Genomic DNA, 19986 nt, shown 5'->3' with positions numbered 1-19986 from the left:
CGAAAAGCGACACATGCGAAAAGATGCAAATCCAAATGATATACATCCAGATAAGGGAAGCCAAAGATGCAGATGACTCAAGCTCTTAGTGAAAAACTTGGACACTTACTTGCGAAACATAAACATGTATTAGTGACGGCTGAATCTTGCACTGGCGGTGGTGTTGCTAGCGCGGTAACGGATATTGCTGGAAGCTCAGCTTGGTTTGACCGTGCTTTCGTGACCTACAGTAATGAAGCGAAACAAGAGATGATCGGTGTTCAGCTTGAAACCTTAGTTGAATTTGGTGCCGTGAGTGAGCCGGTGGTTATAGAAATGGCTCACGGGGCGCTGCATCATTCAAACGGCACTATTTCTGTATCGATCAGTGGCATTGCTGGCCCTAGCGGTAGCACGGAAGATAAGCCGGTAGGGACCGTGTGTTTTGCTTGGAAGGCTGCAAATGGATGGAACAAAGTAGCAACGCATGTATTTACAGGCGATAGATCACAAGTACGCCAACAAGCCACGCACCATGCCCTGCAAGTTATTTATGATTACCTATCAATGGAAGACAAGTAACATTTGTACAAATTATTTTCATACAGGTATAGACACTGTATGAATCAACAGTATAATAAAAGCCAATTAGTCACCCCTTTGTGGGTTAGAAATAGATTCTAAGTCGCTTGTTGAGACAACCGATTATGTGGAGATAGAAATGGACGAGAATAAACAAAAAGCGTTAGCCGCAGCCCTTGGTCAGATTGAAAAGCAATTTGGTAAAGGTTCGATCATGCGTCTTGGTGATAACCGTACAATGGACGTAGAAACTATTTCTACAGGTTCTCTATCTCTAGATATCGCACTAGGTGCTGGTGGCCTACCGATGGGACGTATCGTTGAAGTTTACGGTCCAGAATCATCAGGTAAAACAACGCTAACGCTTGAGCTTATTGCAGCAGCGCAGAAAGTGGGCAAAACGTGTGCATTCGTTGATGCGGAACACGCACTTGATCCTATCTACGCTCAAAAGTTGGGTGTTGATATCGACGCTTTGCTTGTGTCTCAACCAGATACAGGTGAACAAGCTCTAGAAATTTGTGATGCACTGGCTCGTTCAGGTGCTATCGATGTTCTTGTTATTGACTCGGTTGCTGCACTAACACCTAAAGCTGAGATCGAAGGCGAAATGGGCGATAGCCACATGGGTCTTCAAGCACGTATGCTTTCTCAAGCAATGCGTAAGCTAACAGGTAACCTAAAGCAGTCTAACTGTATGGCTATCTTCATCAACCAAATCCGAATGAAGATCGGGGTCATGTTTGGAAATCCTGAGACAACTACTGGCGGGAATGCACTCAAGTTCTATGCATCTGTTCGTCTTGATATTCGCCGAACTGGTGCGATTAAAGATGGTGATGAAGTCGTTGGTAACGAAACTCGCATTAAGGTGGTTAAGAACAAGATTGCTGCACCATTCAAACAAGCTGAAACTCAAATTCTTTACGGCAAAGGTTTCAATCGCGAAGGTGAGCTTATCGACTTAGGTGTTAAGAACAAGCTGGTAGAAAAGGCGGGTGCTTGGTACAGCTACAAGGGCGACAAGATCGGCCAAGGTAAAGCTAACGCTGGTAAATACCTGCGTGAAAACCCAGAGGTTGCTCTAGAGATCGACACTAAACTTCGTGAGCTACTATTGACTCCAGCGACCCTTGAGTCTGAAGGTGACGATGTGGCCGACCAAACTGAGGATGAAGCCTTTTAATGCAGAAGGTTAACTTCATTGTTGAAGGTAGAGAATACTGCTTTAAAAAAGCAGGGTTCTCTACCCTGTACCACCCTGACTTCATAAGTTCACTATGTAACGTCCCAGACCTAATTGACGGGCTTAAGAACTCGACCTTCGGAGGACACTGGCAAGGGATAAGACTATTTCTCAGGTATTTAGTCGAAGAGGCCCCTACTCTATTCAATTCAATCAAATTTTCTAACTCCCCTTACCTGCCTGTTCAAGATACATACACTTGGACGACAGCTCTTCTTGCTTATCGCCAATGGTTATTAAAAGAGCGAGAAACAAAGGAGCGTGCCAACAAGTCGCTATCCTCATTGAATTGGTGGATAAGTCGGTTGCAGTCCGCAAAGAGCATTCCATTCTTTGATGGAGTTGCAAGGTACCCAACTCCGAAAGTCAAAAATAGAAAAAAGCCGAGTACCATTATCGACACTCACCTTCCTGAGCATGTATTGAAGGCTTTGGGATCCATGAATGTGGAAGAGCCAGATGAAATCAAGCGGTTTTATACCCATACAAGATATGAAATCAGCCTACTTGAGGATAAACCAAGTGGCTTTGATGGACTATCTTTTCACGAGCAATCGCGCTGGGTTTTGGAAACAAGACTAGCCACCTTAAGAGAAGGTATTGAGAGCCAGTTCTTAGAAGCCAAACAGCTCCGACTTGAAGGTCTTAGAACAATTAGACAACACCGTCACTTAGTTCCTTTAATTGACAACCTACTAAGTTGGAGAAAAGGTGGCGGCTCAGGAAAATCTAATCCATATAAAAGTGATGTACATGCATTGGGGTATGAAGCTTTCAGAAATGCGCTGCTTTCATGGTTTTGGTATCAAAACAACAAGCTACAGCTAAAAGAAACCCTAAACACAGGTCACTACAGGACTGCCATCAAGAACTTCAACGAGGTAAGGTTAGCTGAGAATCTACCAGTCGGAGAGTTCAAATGGGATGACCGATGGTTTGCAGACCGATTAGGATGCGGTGAAAGCCTCATTGCATCTGCTACTTTGATGCTTGTATTTGACCACTGTGTAAATCCAACATCAGCTTATGATATTGAGAACAAACCACTTTCTAATGAATTTGGAGTACCTGTTCTTCACTGGGTAAAGAAGCGGGCAAAAAGCTCATTATTCAAGTTCTTACCAATAAATATCTCTGTAAGTACAGATGAGGTAATTAGGGTTGTAGCTAATGCTACGAAGGTGTACCGACGGTATCTTTTGGATGAATTTAATATCAATGATAAGTATCTTTTCCTCAACTACCACAGCAGTAAAGAGCAAAAGACAGCTCTGTTGATTCCACGTAAGCCAGAATGGGCAACGTTTGCTAGATATACGAAAAGCGCGTTGTCTAAGGCTAGTAGCGCTGATTGGACATCTACTGCAAATCAATTGAGAAACAGCATTCTTTTACTTATAGCCTTAGATGATGGGGTTGAAGGGCTTAAGGAAGAAGCTCTACACAGTGACGACAATGGGAGTTCAGCGGTATCTACCAGATATGCAGACAAAGCATTAGTACAGTTGCAACACAACGAGTCCATGCGTGAATTCAAAGAGTGGCTCCAAACCATCATTACACTAAATATTGAGGGTGCTGCTGAAAAACTTGGTGTCGATCCTGATGACTACAAAAAACGTGCAGAGATGACCGTTAGGTATCGATTCGGAGGGTTGGGCTGCAATGACCCGAAAGCAGGCACCCAAGAAGGTACAGTGAAGGGGGTTACATGTAACAAAATAGCTCGGTGCTTATTTTGTCCGCAACGCAGAAATGTATTCATTGAGACAGTTCAAAATTTAGTTCACCTGCTGCAATGGGAGAAAGCGCTAACTCTTGGTGCTGAGCGTAAAGAGATAGACCCAAAAGCACCGAACTGGTTTTTCTGGATGGCTTTTATCAAAGAAATGCTCCGTAGAATGACAGAGGACGATATAGCAAGCGGAAGAAAACAGGCAATGCTGGCTGAAGCAGAAAGCATTGTGGCATCAACGCCTAACCCGTATTTGGTTATCGATTTCAAGGAGGTTGTCTAAGTGGTTTCACAGATGAAGTTCAGTGATTACATTCAATTGCCCCGTCATGAACAAGAAGCACTAAAGACTTCTGTTAAACGTAGTGGGTTTAAGTTGAGTAGTATTATCTCAATGGAGTTTGACTGGCTTATTGAGGGGGATTTCGAAGATCATCGTTGGGTGATTAAAATAGGAAATAAGAAGGAGACCATTAATTGGGACTCCACTTTCCCCGCCCCTAAGCGTAGAGATAACAAAAACACGGTTTTGTTAGGGAAAGGGCGGAAGCTCAGTGATAACCCATTGATTATCGAGGATATGAAAACTGCTTTTGTCATAGTGAAAATGACAAAATCTAATATCAAACTATCCCTCGATAATGCTAGTGGTTGCAGATCATTTGCATATTCATTAAAGCGATATGTAACAGACGTAATGATGGCACCACACATGCTGAACCCGTCGATGTTAAAGAGGACTACCTTTGACAGAGTTATGAAGGAGGCATCTAACAAGAGGTCGATAACTTTGGGTTACGCGGACATCATCAAACGTTATTTCGAACAAACCAAACTTGATGATATTCCAGTTCAGTATACACCTGCCAATAAAAACCCTCCGCAACTGGATGTTGCGTACCTAAAGAAAGAGCTGGGTTTAGACCCAGAAGTTTACAGGGTTGATGATAACGTAAAGGCGATTCTTGGTCGAAAAGAGCAAGAGATGATAGGTGCCCTTACAATAAAGGGCTTCAAGCCACGGTATGCGGCTGCGCTTGAGAAAACAGCTTTTTCGACCAAAACAAACAGAGCAACATATGAAGATTTTCTATCGGCAGTTGAAGGTGCACATAAGGCGTACAGGTTCTTGCCTCATCTATTCAACTACGATTTTTCTCCGTACACATTTGATAGGTATGATCTATTAAAAAATCAGAACTTTGATGAGAAGTTGGATCTGGCTGGACGGACTCGTGATATCCCCCCGCTAACTTTCCTGCAAATGATGGATGCAGCGGCTCGATTCGTTTTGGATTATGCGGATGAGTTACTTGATGCAAAGTCATACCTAGACAAACAGTATGAATCTTATTTGCAGTTAGGGCTAGGCACTAGAGCTCCAGTAACAGAATTAACTCAGATGCTCGAAGTTGGAAGCCTCATGATGATAGGAAGCACTCCCCATTTCCATTAGGAGCATATAAACACGCGCAAAAAGGGAATTTGGCAAGCCAAAGGTATCCACAAGAAGTTATTTCTCTAATTAAGGAAGCTATTTTGCTTGGTGAAGAGGCAGTGACTACGCGAGAGCGATTTAAGCTATCAAAGTCACAGTATGACTCATTACTGAGGAGGCTTGTACGAAACCCTGACAACGGCGGCATGTCATTGCAAAAGGCTATTTACCAGTACCTTATCTTCTCGTGCACGGTCATCATTTTTGCGTTGACAGCTAGGCGTGAGTCAGAGGTTTACTCTTTGAAGGCTGGCTGTGTTTCCAGTGATGCCACCGATAAGCTATGGATAAACTGCTACGTTGCCAAAACACTACAGGATGAATACAACTTTTCGACTGTTTCCTTGGTAGAGAAGGCCGTAAAAATTCTGGAAAAGCTTAGTGCCTCTGCTCGCAAAAAGCTTGGAGCCGATTCACTTTTTGTCTTCGAAGATACCTATCAGCGAGATGCGCCTAGAAACCTAAACAGAATCAATGAAGTTGCTGATAGGTTCTTTGATTTTATCGGTGCAGAACGAGATGAAAATGGTCAGCACTGGAAGCTATCAGAGCACCAGTTTAGGCGGTTTTTCGCCGTGATGTACTTTTATCACTATGAGGATGCAAAAGCCGACGCTCTAATGCATGAGTTTAAACATGTTGATTGGGGTATGACAGAGGTTTATCTAACGTTAAAAGCCGCTGGAGCAATGAAGAAGAAGCAGGTTGAAGCCAGTCGCTCTGTAATGAATGACAGGATATATGATTATCTTGTGCGAGAGAACGTTGGTGGCAAGATGCTTCCTAGACTCAAAGCAGAGGTGGCGGAATCGATAAAATCTGTAGCAGACGTCAGGAACAAACGAGATCGTGCAATTCGGAAGATTGCAGAGCATAGCTATGTCATCGATTTTATTAGCACTGGTATTTGTTTCGGTGCTACGCCATCGTTATCAGATTCTGGTAGCTGTAATTGCCACGATGAAGCCCTTGGCAAGGCTTTAATCCATAAAGCTTCTAATGATATGTGTGCAGGATGTCCAGCGCAGTTGACGGTTCCAGAAATTGGCAAGGGACATATCAAATTACTCGAAGACAACGGGCAATCAGACATCTTAATGGAGGTATGTAATGGCTGCGAAAGGTAAACTTAACAAAGGTCATGAGAACGTTCGTAAGCATGCAGAAGAATCCAGAAATCAATCTCTAGGTAGGTTAAAAGCGCGAATTGCAATCTTCAAGAGGTTGATCAATGAACGTAAGGAAAACCTTATTTCAATGGAGGGGTTGCCACTTAATCCGACGAAGTTCTTGGAAGATAACTGGTTACCTGAAGTTACCGACTCCAAAGAAGCTATCGACCCCACTGCAATAAAGGTATCCAGAGCAACCTTATACAAAAAAGAAGATGAATTCATTTCTAAACTGAATGAAGTCACAAATCTATGTAAGGCCGTCAAAAATCCGGAAAATGTAGCCAAAGAAAAAAAAGCTTCAGAGGCTGAAATTGAGAGACTTACTATCCGCACTCAAAACCTTGCTGAATTAAACACTCAGATTGAACATGAGTACCAACAGCACATAGAGGAGTTGCAGACCCGGATTTCGGAGCTGCTTGAGGAGAATGAACGCTTAGAATCTATGCTTGCGAATAGGAGTAGCAATGTTACATCCATCTTCTAGTGATAAGGAACTTAAGCTGAGTCACAATCCACGTCATTTCAGGCTGGAGACTATTAGGTTGTCCGAGCATTTTCAGATAGGTGGAACCGAGCTTCCAAGGTTGCCTTTCGTTCTAGATCAGGATGGAAGGCCGCATCAGGTAATTAACGCCTATATTCGGCACAGAGCTGTTGTGCAAAGAATGGATATTAATAGCACTATCTATCAAGAAACGCTTAATATTGTTATAACATACAACATTTTAGCTCGGCTGGTGAGTGGGATTGAGACGAGGTGGTCTGTGCGTGGTGGTGATATCACAATCGCTTCAGCTTCGAACAAGTTTCATGATTGCTGGCTTAACAGTTCAAGATCAAGATTCAGAAGAATACTAAAGACTTGGAAAGTCGAGAAAGAAAAAGATGGCTACGACCCTAGTACACTGAACAGCTATATCAGGGCATTCGTTCGTTTTTTATGGTGGACTAACAAAAAAGGTTACTCCCAGAATTTAATTGGAATCCATGATCAGGATACTCCAACTTACCCTGTACCAGTTGAAAAGCCGAAATCCAGTAAAAAGTCTGTCACTAGAGCTGATTATCATATCCCTTGGCTTCTGGATGAACCAATTTCTACACCAAGAAAAAAGAGAGCCATCATAAACAAAACTGACCTCGCCCTTAAGTCAACGTTTGAGCGCTCTGAAAATGAAAACCTCAGTGAACGTTCCAACGTCGTAGCCGAACGTGACTTTCTCATACTAAGACTCATGAGAGAGGCAGGGCCGCGTGTTTCGGAAGCGATCACATTGAAAAAGTCAGCGTTCCTAGAAAAGCCACAGTATGACGAGACTGGCAATATTGTCTTAATTGACACATCAGTGACCAAAGGCAGAGGAAAGTATTCTCGACCACTAGAGGTTTCAAAAGATTTATACATAGCTATTAGGGACTACATTGAGGAAGATGTTTCTGATGATCTAATCCCTAAAACCAGATCAGGCAAGATATCCAAAGCCGACAAAGAGTACCTATTTCCTTCCAGCAAAACGGGTAAACCATTGCAACGCCAAGCAATAAATAAGAAGCTAAAACCTTTTGATCTAAGCCCTCATGATTTACGAAAACTTAGTGCTACAGAGTACGGAATGGTCTGCATTAATGCAGGGTTCGACAAACCAACATCGTTGCTATTGATTGGTGAGTTTCTAGGGCACTCAGCACGTTCAAGAGGCGAAACCGCTGAGTACCATTACACACTAGCCTTTGAGATGTGTCAGCGAGACAAAATGGGTTCGATTGGTTCATTAAAAGCCGAACTTATCGCCAAGGATTTCCAGCTTGAAAAGCTGATGAGGGAGCTTGACGAGCTGAAAAATAAGACTCTAGAGGAATAACCAGCTATCACGCTGTTTTTCGTGTCTCGATTTTTGTTGTAAGAATCGATCTTTCTGTGCGTGGTTTAGCAAATCGCTGCACATGTGATGATAACAAGACTCATGCAGTAAAAGTGATTTTTTATTTTGTTAAGGTCGCTTCGGGACAAAAGCGCCTTAGCAAAATCACACTTTCCATTGAATTTGCATTTATTCAAGCCATGCAAAGTACGCCTTTTCGAAAATAAGGAAAAAGAGCTAAGGGGGATAGTATAAAATCTCCTGAAGATATCAAGAGAGCTAGGAACAGCATGGATAATTTTCAAAACCTTATTGATTACAGCACCGTTGATGACCTGAAGTTTCGTATCAAGTCATTACCCTTTTCTTGTGCTATCCCCAGTCGCAAAGCAGAAGTTGCAAGTGTACTCTTTAATGCATTGATGAACCCAGACAACCTACAGTCAATTTGGAACCACCTCTCAGAGGTTCAGAAACTTGCTTTGCAAGAGGCCGTTCACAATCAAGCAGGTTATATGGACGGTTTCGTATTCTGGTCAAAATATCAAAAAGAACCACCTAGTACAGAAGACTGGTCGTTGTATCGAAGTCGAGATAAAGATAACGGTGACAAAGCTTTATCTCCGTTCTTTTATCCTGACCGCCGTTACGGATCTTCACGCAGAATACCTAATGACCTATTAGCTTTTTTGAAACCTCATGTTCCATTGCCACCACATTTTTCTGTGCCAACGGCAATTGTCGATGGTGACGAGATTGAAACGTCAGAAACACCACAATACACGGAAGCGGAGCTTAACGTTCTTCTTAATACTATTAAGGTTAAGAAGTTAAAAGTCAGTCCGAAAACTGGGCAGCCTTCTAAAGCATTGCTCAACCAACTGTGCAACAAACTCAATGAACCGTATCAAAAGGCAACATCACTTGATGACGAATCAGCGAAAAGTATAAAGGCTTTTGGTTGGATTCAAATTCTAAGAGCTGCTCTATGGTTCAAAGAGACAAATGGTGAATTGCAAATCAACCTAAAAAAAGCCGCTCTTCAACAACGACATTGTGACGTCATTAAACAGCTTTTCTTGGACTGGAAAGATCGAAGCAAATTTGACGAGTTCTCACGTATCAATCAGATTAAAGGGCAAAAAGGAAAAGGTCAGAAATATTTTACCAATGTTCTGAGCCGCAGGGATGCTTGTATAGAAACATTGCGATCTTGCCCACCTGAAGAATGGGTCTCTTTTGATGACTATCTGAGATTAATGGCGGTTGAGGGGCAATTCTTTAATATTACGTTTGAACCCTATAGCTTGTATATCGGTGATTCCACGTATGGCCGCATTCATGACGGTACCTTTCTTACTAATGCTTACTCTCGCTGTTTAATTATGGAGTATTTCGCGACTCTAGGGATCGTCGATATAGCTTACGTAACGCCGGAGAGCGCTCAAGATAATTACTATGACCGTTGGGGGCAATATGACCTAGATTATTTGTCCATTTATGATGGTTTAAAATATATCAGGCTTACAAAGCTCGGAGCCTATGTGCTTGGAGTGGTTGATACCTACATCGATGTATCCGAATCAACGAAAACATCGATCGCATTATTGCCGAAGAATCGTGTTCAGTTTATGCAGCCACCCACTACAAGTGAGCGAGTATTTCTTACTAATTATGCGGATGAAGTTACCGACCAAGTCTGGCAGCTATGCACAAGCAGGATACTCTCACACCTCGAAAATGGTGGTGACTTAGAAGAAATACAATCTTTCCTATCTGAAAGAGATGAACAACCATATTTCCCGACTCAAATTGAGCACCTCTTCAAAACGTTGGAGAGCAATAAGAATGAAGTACGATTAGAGGGGCGTTTTTTACTTTTGAAATGCGATACCGAGTCGATAGCAAAGAACACAGCGTCAGCAACAAAATTACAGAAATTGTGCCAACGCGTAGGAAAAGACCAGTTAATTATCCCAGAGGGCAAAGAATCGTTGTTTAGACAATTAGTTCATGAACTTGCCTATGCTATGCCCATACATTCATAGTTTTCAATGTAAGGGCAAAGTTTTTTGCCCTGTAAGCGATCATTTTAGAGGTGAATTACTCAATTTCATTCACACCTGATGTTGAAGAACTAGCAGTGGTTTTCTTTTTTCGTTGAGATAGTGTTGGTTCGTCCGCGGTCTTTCGCTACGGGACAAAAGCGACTCAGTCATTAATCACATTTCTCACTCGTAGCTCTGTTCATCAGAGCAATCACGTAGCATCATTTCAATTTACTCTGTTCGACTAAGATGAAGAATTAGTGAAACATCCAGACGTTACATCCTTGTTTAAATACTGTCCCATCGGTAAGAATCAATTAAGTGCGCTTTCCCAACAGAAAATGTGGTACTCAAAGCCGGCAGGTTTTAATGATCCGTTCGATACTCGATTTTCTGTAAAGGGTGAAAAATTCGCATATGCACAGGAAACCGATTCTCAAAAGCTCCAGCATTTTTTTGACGAGGATATGAGTAGTGCGATCGTTATGAAAAAAGTATCACTTGATGGACACTTAGATGAGTTTCGTAAGGGAGTTGAAGAGCTTGGAATACTGTCATTAGCTGATAGTAATGAAAAATCTTTTAATGTGGTCTCATTATGCGGCAGACCATAAAGGTATGTGTTTAGAGTTTCAGCGTCATCCGGACTCAGCGTTAGGTGATTCAAAAAGCTGCAATCCAGTTAACTACATCGATAATCACCCGACTTTAAATACAAAGTCCTTAATTGATAAAACCGATGCCCTCACAAGTAAACGACGTATACTTTATTCAAAATCAAAGCATTGGGAGCATGAGCAAGAGTGGCGGCATATTGTTGAGGATGGGAATAAGTTGCACCCATGGCCCGCGCCTTTGAAAGCGGTATACTTTGGATGCAAGGTTGATGAGTCGGATATCACTTTAGTTAAGAACGTTATCGCTGACCCTACAATACAATATTTTATGGGACACCAGTATAGTGACAAATTTGGTATCTACTTTAAGCAGTGTTGAGGAGGTGCCTCAGGTCTCACAACTCTCTGAAATCCTTAGCGCATCTTCAATCTCGACACCAAGGTATTCAATCGTACTTTCTAACATAGCATGACCAAGAAGCAACTGGATAGCACGTAAGTTCTTGGTTTTGGCGTAGATCAAAGAAGCCTTGGTTCTTCGCAGTGAATGCGTGCCGTATTGCGTTTTATCGAGCCCGATATCAGTAACCCATCGGTTAACCATGGTGGTGTAGTAATGGTACGAGATGGGTTGTCCTTCACGGCGTGGACTTGGAAACAGGTAGTCTGTTGGTGACAATGAATTTTGAATGATCCACTGCGATAATGTTTGTTGAGTCTTGGGTGTGATCTCGAAGTGTACTTCCTGCTGGGTCTTCTGTTGTTTGACGATTGTTCTCTACATCACACAACCACTGCGACTGACATCTTGGACTTTCAAGTTACGTAAATCACAGGATCTCAGCTTGCAGTCGATGGCAAGATTAAACAATGCCAACTCAAACAAGCGCTCTTCCAATTCAAGCCGAATACGGATGCGCCAAATGTCTTCTAGTTTGAAGGCTTTCTTCTGACCTATACGCTTTCCTTTATTCCAAGCTTCCATAATGTGCTCCTTACTTCATAAAAATGCTCTTTAAGTAAGGCAGAAATCAAAGACAATGCTGCATCCAGTGGTATGATTGACGGAATATTTCTATAACAAGAAAACTTCCAATGAATCAAACAGAACAACAGTATTTGAAAGAGCTTGAAGGCAAGCTTTGGAACGCAGCAGACAAGCTACGCTCAACGCTAGACGCCGCGCAGTACAAACATGCAGTATTAGGTCTAATCTTCGTTAAGTACGTCTCTGATGCGTTTAAGCTGCGTCAGGATGAGATCAAAGCTGACATCGCTAACCCTGAGCACGAATACTACTTAGATCCTGCTGACTTCTCGGAAGAAGAGCTAGCGGCAGAGGTTGCTATTGAAAGGTAAGGAATCTGAATGATTCCTTACCTTGATGATCGCGGCATAACTCACGTCAGAATGAGTCGCTGATTGATCTAACTTCTGCTCTACAATCTAAACACGGATGTTTGTTGAACACTTTCATGCTGTTTTCGCTATTTCAGATACACCCATCCTTTGAAACGCCTAAATTGACCTGATTTGGGCTTGAACCAGAGCATGGTGGACCAGCTCTGACAGCGGCTCCCCAGCCCTAAAGCGAAGAAACGTTAAACGGTGCCCACAAAGAATGCACTCAAACGGATCAACCTTCACATACCCTTTCAGCATAGCTGCGTAACCGGGCATTTCAGGTGCGTCTTTAGGTGCGACACCCAAGGCACCGTAGACCTTAGGGAGCATCTCACCACGACGTCGGTTTGATAGAAAACCGAAGTATCGAATCATTTTGAAGTGCTTATCTGGAATATGCTCAATCATGCGCTCTATCAGAGCTTCTGGACTCAAAATGAGGGATTCCGTTCGACCATTCCTATGGTTGAGGTAATCAAACGTCACCAAGCCTCCCTGGAAGTTATGTCGTAAACGCGACGCCGATATCGGTGGCCGTTTTAGGTATCGACCCAGGTAAGTCATGGTTGGCGTCACGTTGGCTGTTTTCTTTGCAAAGTGCAGCTTCCATCGACGGCAATATTGGCTGGTTAAAAATCGGGACCAATCTTGCTCATTGCGAATAAAAGGGCAGTTTTCTCCACTTAAGTCTAACTCTGCGTAATGGGAACTGAGAAGTTGAGTGATGGCACCTCGCCAACACTTCTCAGTGGTCTTAGCTTTAAAGAAAATCGGCTTCCATAGACCAGTTTTCTTACATAAACCCCCACGGGTGACAGACAAATGGATGTGCACATTCCAATTCAGCTTTCTGCCGTAGGTATGAAGTGCACAGAACACGCCAATATCGATATCGAGTTGCTTTGCCCATCCTAAGAAGATTTTGGCTGCGCAGCTAAAGAGATGATTGAGAAGAAAACGATTATCCCGAAAGATGGGCCACAACGTGTGTGGTAGCGTCAACGTAACGTGTTGATACTCACACTCAGGAAAGACATGTTGTTGCTTTCGTATCCACCGCTCTGTGGCTTTTATGCCACAACTGCTGCAAAAGCGAGATTTACACGTCTGGTGAATGTATTTGTGATGGGTGCAGTCAGCATGAGTGCATCGATACTCTTTAGAGCCAAAAGCAGCGGTACTGCAAGCGAGCATCTTGGTGACGTTTTCAATGACGACGGTTCGGAGGGTTTCTCGGTACTTATTGAGGTAGTTCAGCCAAGTATCGTTGGCATTGAAGAGTTGTTTGATGGGCTTATTCGGATGCATGACCTATAGGACAAACGATCTATGTAAAGCACCCTAGTCGGTTGAGTCTCTTTGTTTTCGGCCTTAGGCCGCTCAGGCGACCCCGTCGCCGGTTCGGAGACTATCGATAAAGCCTTGAGTCTGGCGGAGAGGTTGTTTGAATACGAGTCTCAAATAATGGCACGCCATGAGTGTGCTGTCTGGGTATTTTGGTGATGACCCTGTGCCATCGTAAGAGCGTTGCTCAGTTTGCCAGTTCTCTATGATATCGTCAGATAACCAGATATCAATGCGCCCACGATCACGAAGACTTTGGTTGTATTCAGCATAATTGGTTTGCCGATAGGTGTGCTTTTTGAAGTGATGACGTCTGGATTCGTTGTATTTGTAAGGCATGATTTTTGAACTGGACACGAAGATAGATGGCAATGATAAAGTAAGGCACGCTCAAATCAAAATTGACGAATTTATGAGCGTGTCAATAGGACCCAATGCAGTCATATTGACACGAAAAGAGGTCATTTTAACTCTTGTATAAAAGAGGTTTTGAGTGCAAAGTTAAGTAATGTTGGGGATTTTAAAAGTTGGCACTGATTTTGCTTTTGGTGAGGGTGGTTATCGCGCTGATTAAGCTGTATTGAACGTGATATATCTTGCATGGAGAGAATAAATTACAGGCCAAAGAAGTGTTTAGGCTTTAAACCGTTAGTCACAATATTCAAAGAAATGTGCATGGGTACTTAAATGAGGAAGTGTCATACTTCGTACTTGAATTCGGGACTTTTTTTATCATCAAAATCATTAACTTTAAGTTAATGTATTAATATAAGTTATAAAATATGAAGAATAAAGTTATATCTACATTTTTACTGCTCGTTATCTTTATTTTAAATGGTTGTAATTCCGATTACGGGCTAGATTCAGACTCTGGTTCTGGGTCTATTAACAGTGATTATCGGCTGGTTGTTAAAGAGCAAAAAATACCTATCGATTTCGAAATTCCATTAACAGCTGAGTTGATATCAAATGAAACAGGTTTAAGTAAAGATGTTACAAATGAAGTTTCATTCAAATCATCTAAAGAATCAGTGATCGAGATTATAGATGGAAATAGAGCTGTAGCTTTAAGTCCCGGTAGAGTTGATTTAGAATCTCAGATCGAATATTTAGGTGTTAATTATTCTGCATTTACAGCGTTAACAGCCGAAGACTCGATCATTCAATCAATTGTTATCAATTCGGGAAAAAGCTCATTTAGTATTGGAGAGGTCGGTTCCTATAATGCTACAGCAACTTTCTCTGATAACTCAACTCTGGATATTACCCAACAGAATAACTCTATTTGGAAAAGTAGTGATCCATATGTTGTATCAATAGACGAAATAACGGGAGAATTTACTACTATTTCAGCTGGAACAGCAGAAATCAGTCTTTCTGGTAAAGCTAATGGGATAGATTTTTCTGCTACTGACACATTGACAGTTACAAACGCTGTTGTTACTCGAATTGCCATAACTCCACAGAATTCGTTTATGAATGGTGGAGAAACAAAGCAATACACCGCGATGGCTATATATTCTGATAATAATACTTCTGATATAACAAAGCTTGTAACTTGGAATATAGATAATCCGAGCATAGCCACTATTGATATCAACGGTCTTCTTACCGCAGGTATAACTCAGTCAGGTCAAGCAAAAATTAGTGCTAGTTACTCTTCAATAGATACATCATTCAGCGATGATGCATATGTAGTCGTGGATAATAATGTTTCAAACATTAATAGCTTTGGTATATTTGTTGATCCTGTACTTCCAATTTTTTCCAATTATAAAATTACAGCAACAGCCATATATGATGATGGCAGCAACTATGATGTTTCTAATGATACCAATTGGAGCATTGATGATACAAGTTTAGCATCTATTGATGATTCCGGTTTACTGACGATCTATGGAGAAACTGGAACTTTAGAAATTACTGCTACATATAATGAACAGACTGCGAAAGAGATTATAACTATTGTATCATCACCTATTGAATATATTTCTATCTCCCCTAGAGATATTAGTTTATCTAATGGTCTTACTGAAAAGCTACAAGCGTTCTTAATATTCGAATCAGGTGAATCTCTAGATGTTTCTTCGTATTCATCTATTAATTGGCTCTCAAATGATCCTCTTATTGCAAGTGTAGATAAAGCGGGTCTTGTTACTGCTGAATCTCTTGGTACGACAAATATTACAATTACAGGTACTTTCAATGGCGAAGTATTCGATGACACAATCGCAGTAAACGTAAATAATGCTGTTATTAATGAATTGATAATTACACCTCGTAATCATGTATTATCTGAAACTCAGTCGTTACAGTTACTAGGTGAAGTCACGCTATCTAATTCTAAAACCGTAGACGTAACTCGTTCAGAAGAAATATCTTGGACTTCTGATGATCCTTCTATAGCAGAAATCACTTCATCTGGTATTGTGAAGGGTAATTCGCCAGGCCAAACAATAATTAGAGCTAACTATAATGGCTATACCGATAGTGTTTATTTAAGTGTTATTGGTTTATCTTCATCAGACATCGTAACACTTGATATCGTAAGTGATCAATCAAGTACTTTGCCTGTCGGAATTGATGCTAAATTTTACTTAATGGCGACAAGCTCAACAGGTGTAGAGTCAAAAATATATTCGAGTCCAAGTTTTTCTTGGGTTAGTGGTGATACTAATATCGCAACTATAGATGCTAACACTGGGGTATTAACTACAAAGCAGGCAGGTACTGTTGAAATTTCAATTACCGGTGATTTATCAGGAGTAACACCAAGTTCAAACTATACTTTAGAAGTTACTCCTTCAGAAATAACGGCCATTAAGATTAAAGAAGGTAACGTTCAAACTAGAGTCGGAGTGCCGATTCAATTCACTGTGGAAGCTGAATTCAGTGATGGAAATAAAATGGATACTGATAAGGTATCATTTATCAGTACAGATCCAAACATTGGTATCGTTGATAATGCTGGTATTTTTACGCCAAAATCAGTCGGTTATACAACTATTAAAGCTACCGATAATATTAGATATTTAAGTGATGAAGTTATTGTTGAAGTTAAGCCAGCATCGCTTAAATCAATTGATGTTAAATTTAAATCTGGAAATACTACATTACAAGCTGGAACTATAGAACAGGTAGTGGTAATAGGAACTTGGGAAGACGATCATACTGCTGAAATTACAACCTTTACTGATTTATTAACATCTGATAAATCAATTGCTACCATTGATCCTTATGGTAATCTAACTACATATAAAGCGGGTAAGCTTGATATCACCGCATCGATAGATGACAAATTTCAGGACACAATTAGCGTAGATGTTGTATCAGATGTTATATCTTTATCAATTTCAAACAAATCTGAAGTACTCCCATGGTTAGGAACTCTTCAACTAATAGTTTTAAACCAAGATGGAATAGATATAACTAAACTGTCAAAGTTCGAAAGTGATAACGAAAGTATTATGACTGTAAGCGATACAGGGTTAGTCACTAACATCAGTGTCGGACAAGCAAATATAACTGTAACGTCAGATACTGCTTCAGATTCAGCTACTTTTAATACTTGTAATGATTTCGGTAATGAATGTCTTGATTTTGTCAATATGGGTGAACATGTATTAATTACTGGTACACCATCAGTAGCATACTTAAATAGTATAAGCCCCTCTCCTACTTTTAGTAGTACTCTCAATGTGCGTGGAGATGATTACTATACTTTCGATTGGGATAAAGCAAATAATATTTGTAATAGTTATAATACTTATTTTGTAGGTGGTAGAAATAATTGGAGACTTCCATCATTAGATGAACTTACTCAATTGTATGATAAATTTGGTGACTTAGAATCTCGTAATTGGCCGACACGTGGCGGGTATGGATGGTGGACTTCAACATCCGGAACTAATACCGATTTTTATTCAAGAATAGATCTTAACAGTGGATTTGCCTACGCTGATGGAAAATCCGTGGCATATTTTGCTTCCTGTATTTCAGAGTAATAAAGCATAGATTTCATAACTATAAAGTGTCAGATTAATATCTGGCACTTTAATATAATTTTAAGTATTGAAAATCAAAAAAATTTAAAAAAAGAATATACTATACTCTTGATCGTTAAAGATTGGCTCTACGCTTCTTTGCGTGGAATAATTAATTTTAGTAAACTTTTGTCACTTTCAATCATGATACAAAAAGGTATTTTCTATGTTCGGTATTCCTTCAGGTTCACTCAATATTACAGCGGAACTATTAGGGTTACCAGATGTGAAAGTGATCGACGTCCACACTAATTTATCAATTCGTGAGATTACTATTGCAGTTGAAAGTACACGAAAACACCTCCTCTGTCGTCAATGCGGTAAGCCGACTAAATCACATGGTTTGGGCCGTAAATTACGATTGCGACATTTGCCCATGTTTGGCAGAGATACAATCATTAAAATTATTCCTCGCAGAGGTCGATGTGAACATTGTGATGGGGGCCCTACCACCACTGAAAAACTGGATTGGTATGATACTAAAGGCAAATTAACTAAACCATTAGAGCATCACTTGCTGTTTGAGATGGTCAATTCGACCGTCTCAGATGTCAGTCGAAAGCTGATGTGGATTATCATACAGTTGATGCCTTAATTGATCGCTATATTGAAACCGATATCGATTTTTCGACAATTAAAACACTGGGTGTTTTAGGGCTCGATACGATGGTTATATGAATGCTTGTAACGCTGTATTCAATAAGATTATTCCCATTGTCGCTGACCGTTTTCATGTTCGTAAGTTGTATCGAAAGGGTCTCGTTAGTTTACGGAAGTTCGAGGTGAAACGATTAAGAAAAGAAATTACGGCGGAAGAGTATGCAGAGTTAAAACCAGCTATATCCCTGCTGAGGAAACAAAAAGATTATTTTACTAATGAAGAGAAGACGGTTGTTGAACCCCTGTTTTTAGTCTCACCGAAATTGAAGCAAGGATATGAGTTTAGCCGCCAACTCAGTGGGATATTCGACAGCCACATTTCCCCTGAGACAGCTAAGGAAAAGATGACCGAGTGGGTGAATAGCGTGACAACTTCTAAGCTTACTTGTTTTAACCGGTTTATTCGAACTTTGGTGAATTATCAGGAGCAAATTACTAATTATTTTATCGCGCGACATAGCAGCGGATTTGTCGAAGGATTCAATAATCGAGTAAAAGTATTGAAACGACGATGCTATGGATTATCAGAGCCGACTAAGCTATTTCAACGGTTACTCGTGGATACCACTGGTATGACTCGCTTTGCTCCTGGGGTGATTGGTTTTTAAGCATTCCACGCAAAGACACGTAGAACCTAATATTTGCTTGAAAATGATACTATCTATCTATGTATCTATCTATGTATCTATCTATCTATCTATCTATCTATCTATCTATCTATATGAAAATTATGAAAAAAATACTATTACTTACTAGCTTGTTCAGTATTCCAGTACTGGCTGCGACGGAATCCCCTCAGATTTTTGTTGGCGTAAAGGGTGGGTATCAATGGGCCCTAGACGACAATTACAATCATTCAAATCCAGAGGGCACAATTTTAGGTCTCTATGGCGGCTTACAATTCACTCCCTCTTGGAGTTGGGATTTAGGCTATCAATATCACGATGAAATAAAGGCGGACGCCACATCGGTTAATGTTAAAACTTGGCTGATTGAAAGTGCTCTTCGTTACGATTGGTCCCTACAAGATGACCTAAGTTTATACGGTCGACTTGGTGCTACTTATTGGGACATGGGAAAAACGCAACTGTCTTCAAGTAAGAGCCATGCGACAGGTTTTTCTCCTCTCGGTGAGGTGGGTATTAACTATCACTTTAACCCTAACGTCCGATTATCAGCGGGCTATCAATACATTGACAGTATTGGTAAGTCAAACACGGGAAGGTATGATAGCAATGGATTGTTAGTCAGTCTTACCTATACGTTTGGCAGTACAACTCAACTAACGTTAGTCGAAACAGCGCCAACGTCTATTATTGAAGATACTCCCGTTAAAGAGACAGCCACTGTAAAAGCACCTCCTCAAATACAGGTCTTTTCACCAAAAACTACAGATGGATTGTTTGGTTTTGATTCAGTCAAATTTAGCCAAGAGTTTATTGACCAATTAACTGAAGTCTCTTCAGTATTAAATTCTTACCCACAAGGTCATGCTGTGGTTGTTGGACACACTGACTCAAAAGGCTCTGCACTCTACAATCAAAACCTTTCTGAGCATCGTGCTCAAGCGGTCGTCAATAAACTGATTGAATTGGGTGCCACACCGACGCAACTTGAGTGGAGAGGTGAGGGTGAATCTCAACCTGTTTCAGGAAACAATACTGCAGAAGGACGAGCTAAAAATCGCCGAGTAGAAATCACCATTCCTAGCTTTCAGTTTCAAGGATAAGTGTAAGCGTCTACGAACCGACTCATTGACTTTCTAATATCTACGCAGATACCGCCAACTA

The 19986-nt window shown here is 41.0% G+C and carries 16 protein-coding genes and 2 pseudogenes; 15 read left to right on the top strand and 3 right to left on the bottom strand.

The genetic code is table 11. From position 1 onward, the window contains the following. Window positions 1-66: 66 nt before the first annotated feature. From pncC to ACMAZD_RS14690, 10 genes are all read left to right on the top strand, one after another. On the top strand, window positions 67-561 hold the full coding sequence (gene pncC / locus ACMAZD_RS14735) for a nicotinamide-nucleotide amidase (protein ID WP_435247768.1): 495 nt from the start codon (window positions 67-69) through the stop codon (window positions 559-561). Between the two features lie 139 nt (window positions 562-700). Next, window positions 701-1747, top strand: coding sequence for a recombinase RecA (recA, locus tag ACMAZD_RS14730; protein ID WP_435247767.1), 1047 nt, complete (start codon window positions 701-703; stop codon window positions 1745-1747). Then, complete coding sequence (locus ACMAZD_RS14725) at window positions 1747-3825, top strand: hypothetical protein (protein WP_435247766.1); 2079 nt, start codon at window positions 1747-1749, stop codon at window positions 3823-3825. The genes recA and ACMAZD_RS14725 overlap by 1 nt, the downstream gene beginning before the upstream one ends. Next, window positions 3826-4998, top strand: a complete 1173-nt coding sequence (locus ACMAZD_RS14720) for a hypothetical protein (RefSeq protein ID WP_435247765.1) — start codon at window positions 3826-3828, stop codon at window positions 4996-4998. A gap of 83 nt (window positions 4999-5081) precedes the next feature. Continuing rightward, entirely contained in the window at window positions 5082-6167 is a 1086-nt protein-coding gene (locus tag ACMAZD_RS14715; protein WP_435247764.1) for a hypothetical protein, read from the top strand. Then, a complete protein-coding gene (locus ACMAZD_RS14710; protein ID WP_435247763.1) occupies window positions 6151-6702 on the top strand; it encodes a hypothetical protein in 552 nt (183 codons plus the stop codon). The genes ACMAZD_RS14715 and ACMAZD_RS14710 overlap by 17 nt, the downstream gene beginning before the upstream one ends. Next, window positions 6683-8080, top strand: coding sequence for a tyrosine-type recombinase/integrase (locus ACMAZD_RS14705; protein WP_435247762.1), 1398 nt, complete (start codon window positions 6683-6685; stop codon window positions 8078-8080). Before ACMAZD_RS14710 ends, ACMAZD_RS14705 begins: the two co-directional genes overlap by 20 nt. A gap of 290 nt (window positions 8081-8370) precedes the next feature. Further along, window positions 8371-10128 (top strand): hypothetical protein, encoded by a 1758-nt coding sequence (locus ACMAZD_RS14700; protein ID WP_435247761.1) that lies wholly within the window; start codon window positions 8371-8373, stop codon window positions 10126-10128. A gap of 260 nt (window positions 10129-10388) precedes the next feature. Beyond that, entirely contained in the window at window positions 10389-10742 is a 354-nt protein-coding gene (locus ACMAZD_RS14695) for a hypothetical protein (protein WP_435247760.1), read from the top strand. After that, window positions 10699-11124: a DUF2971 domain-containing protein gene (locus tag ACMAZD_RS14690; RefSeq protein ID WP_435247759.1), complete on the top strand. Its 426-nt coding sequence runs from the start codon at window positions 10699-10701 to the stop codon at window positions 11122-11124. The genes ACMAZD_RS14695 and ACMAZD_RS14690 overlap by 44 nt, the downstream gene beginning before the upstream one ends. A gap of 9 nt (window positions 11125-11133) precedes the next feature. Here ACMAZD_RS14690 and ACMAZD_RS14685 read toward each other — a convergent pair. After that, window positions 11134-11730, bottom strand: a pseudogene (locus tag ACMAZD_RS14685) (tyrosine-type recombinase/integrase). Window positions 11731-11840: 110 nt separating this feature from the next. Here ACMAZD_RS14685 and ACMAZD_RS14680 point away from each other — a divergent pair. Continuing rightward, window positions 11841-12098 (top strand): annotated as a pseudogene (locus ACMAZD_RS14680) (type I restriction-modification system subunit M N-terminal domain-containing protein); the annotation flags it as partial. Between the two features lie 165 nt (window positions 12099-12263). Here the strand turns inward: ACMAZD_RS14680 and ACMAZD_RS14675 are convergent. Together ACMAZD_RS14675 and ACMAZD_RS14670 are read right to left on the bottom strand one after the other, a co-directional pair. Then, the gene (locus tag ACMAZD_RS14675; RefSeq protein WP_435247758.1) at window positions 12264-13457 is read right to left on the bottom strand and encodes an IS91 family transposase; all 1194 of its coding nucleotides are present in this window, start codon (window positions 13455-13457) and stop codon (window positions 12264-12266) included. 72 nt (window positions 13458-13529) lie between these two features. Next, on the bottom strand, window positions 13530-13850 hold the full coding sequence (locus ACMAZD_RS14670) for a transposase (RefSeq protein WP_435247757.1): 321 nt from the start codon (window positions 13848-13850) through the stop codon (window positions 13530-13532). A 425-nt stretch (window positions 13851-14275) separates the two neighbouring features. Here ACMAZD_RS14670 and ACMAZD_RS14665 point away from each other — a divergent pair, with 425 nt between their 5' ends. From ACMAZD_RS14665 to ACMAZD_RS14650, 4 genes are all read left to right on the top strand, one after another. Continuing rightward, complete coding sequence (locus tag ACMAZD_RS14665; protein ID WP_435247756.1) at window positions 14276-17497, top strand: Ig-like domain-containing protein; 3222 nt, start codon at window positions 14276-14278, stop codon at window positions 17495-17497. 205 nt (window positions 17498-17702) lie between these two features. Further along, complete coding sequence (locus tag ACMAZD_RS14660) at window positions 17703-18131, top strand: hypothetical protein (RefSeq protein ID WP_435247755.1); 429 nt, start codon at window positions 17703-17705, stop codon at window positions 18129-18131. Between the two features lie 79 nt (window positions 18132-18210). Further along, window positions 18211-18804, top strand: coding sequence for a transposase (locus tag ACMAZD_RS14655; RefSeq protein WP_435247754.1), 594 nt, complete (start codon window positions 18211-18213; stop codon window positions 18802-18804). A gap of 122 nt (window positions 18805-18926) precedes the next feature. After that, window positions 18927-19925 carry an outer membrane beta-barrel protein gene (locus tag ACMAZD_RS14650; protein WP_435247753.1) on the top strand — a complete coding sequence of 333 codons (999 nt, stop codon included), beginning with the start codon at window positions 18927-18929 and terminating at the stop codon, window positions 19923-19925. Window positions 19926-19986: the final 61 nt, after the last annotated feature.

Source organism: Vibrio sp. nBUS_14, from assembly GCF_051201655.1.
Classification (GTDB): Bacteria; Pseudomonadota; Gammaproteobacteria; order Enterobacterales; family Vibrionaceae; genus Vibrio.
Note: the sequence above shows the minus strand (reverse complement) of the source record. Positions and strands in the feature narration are given on the sequence as shown.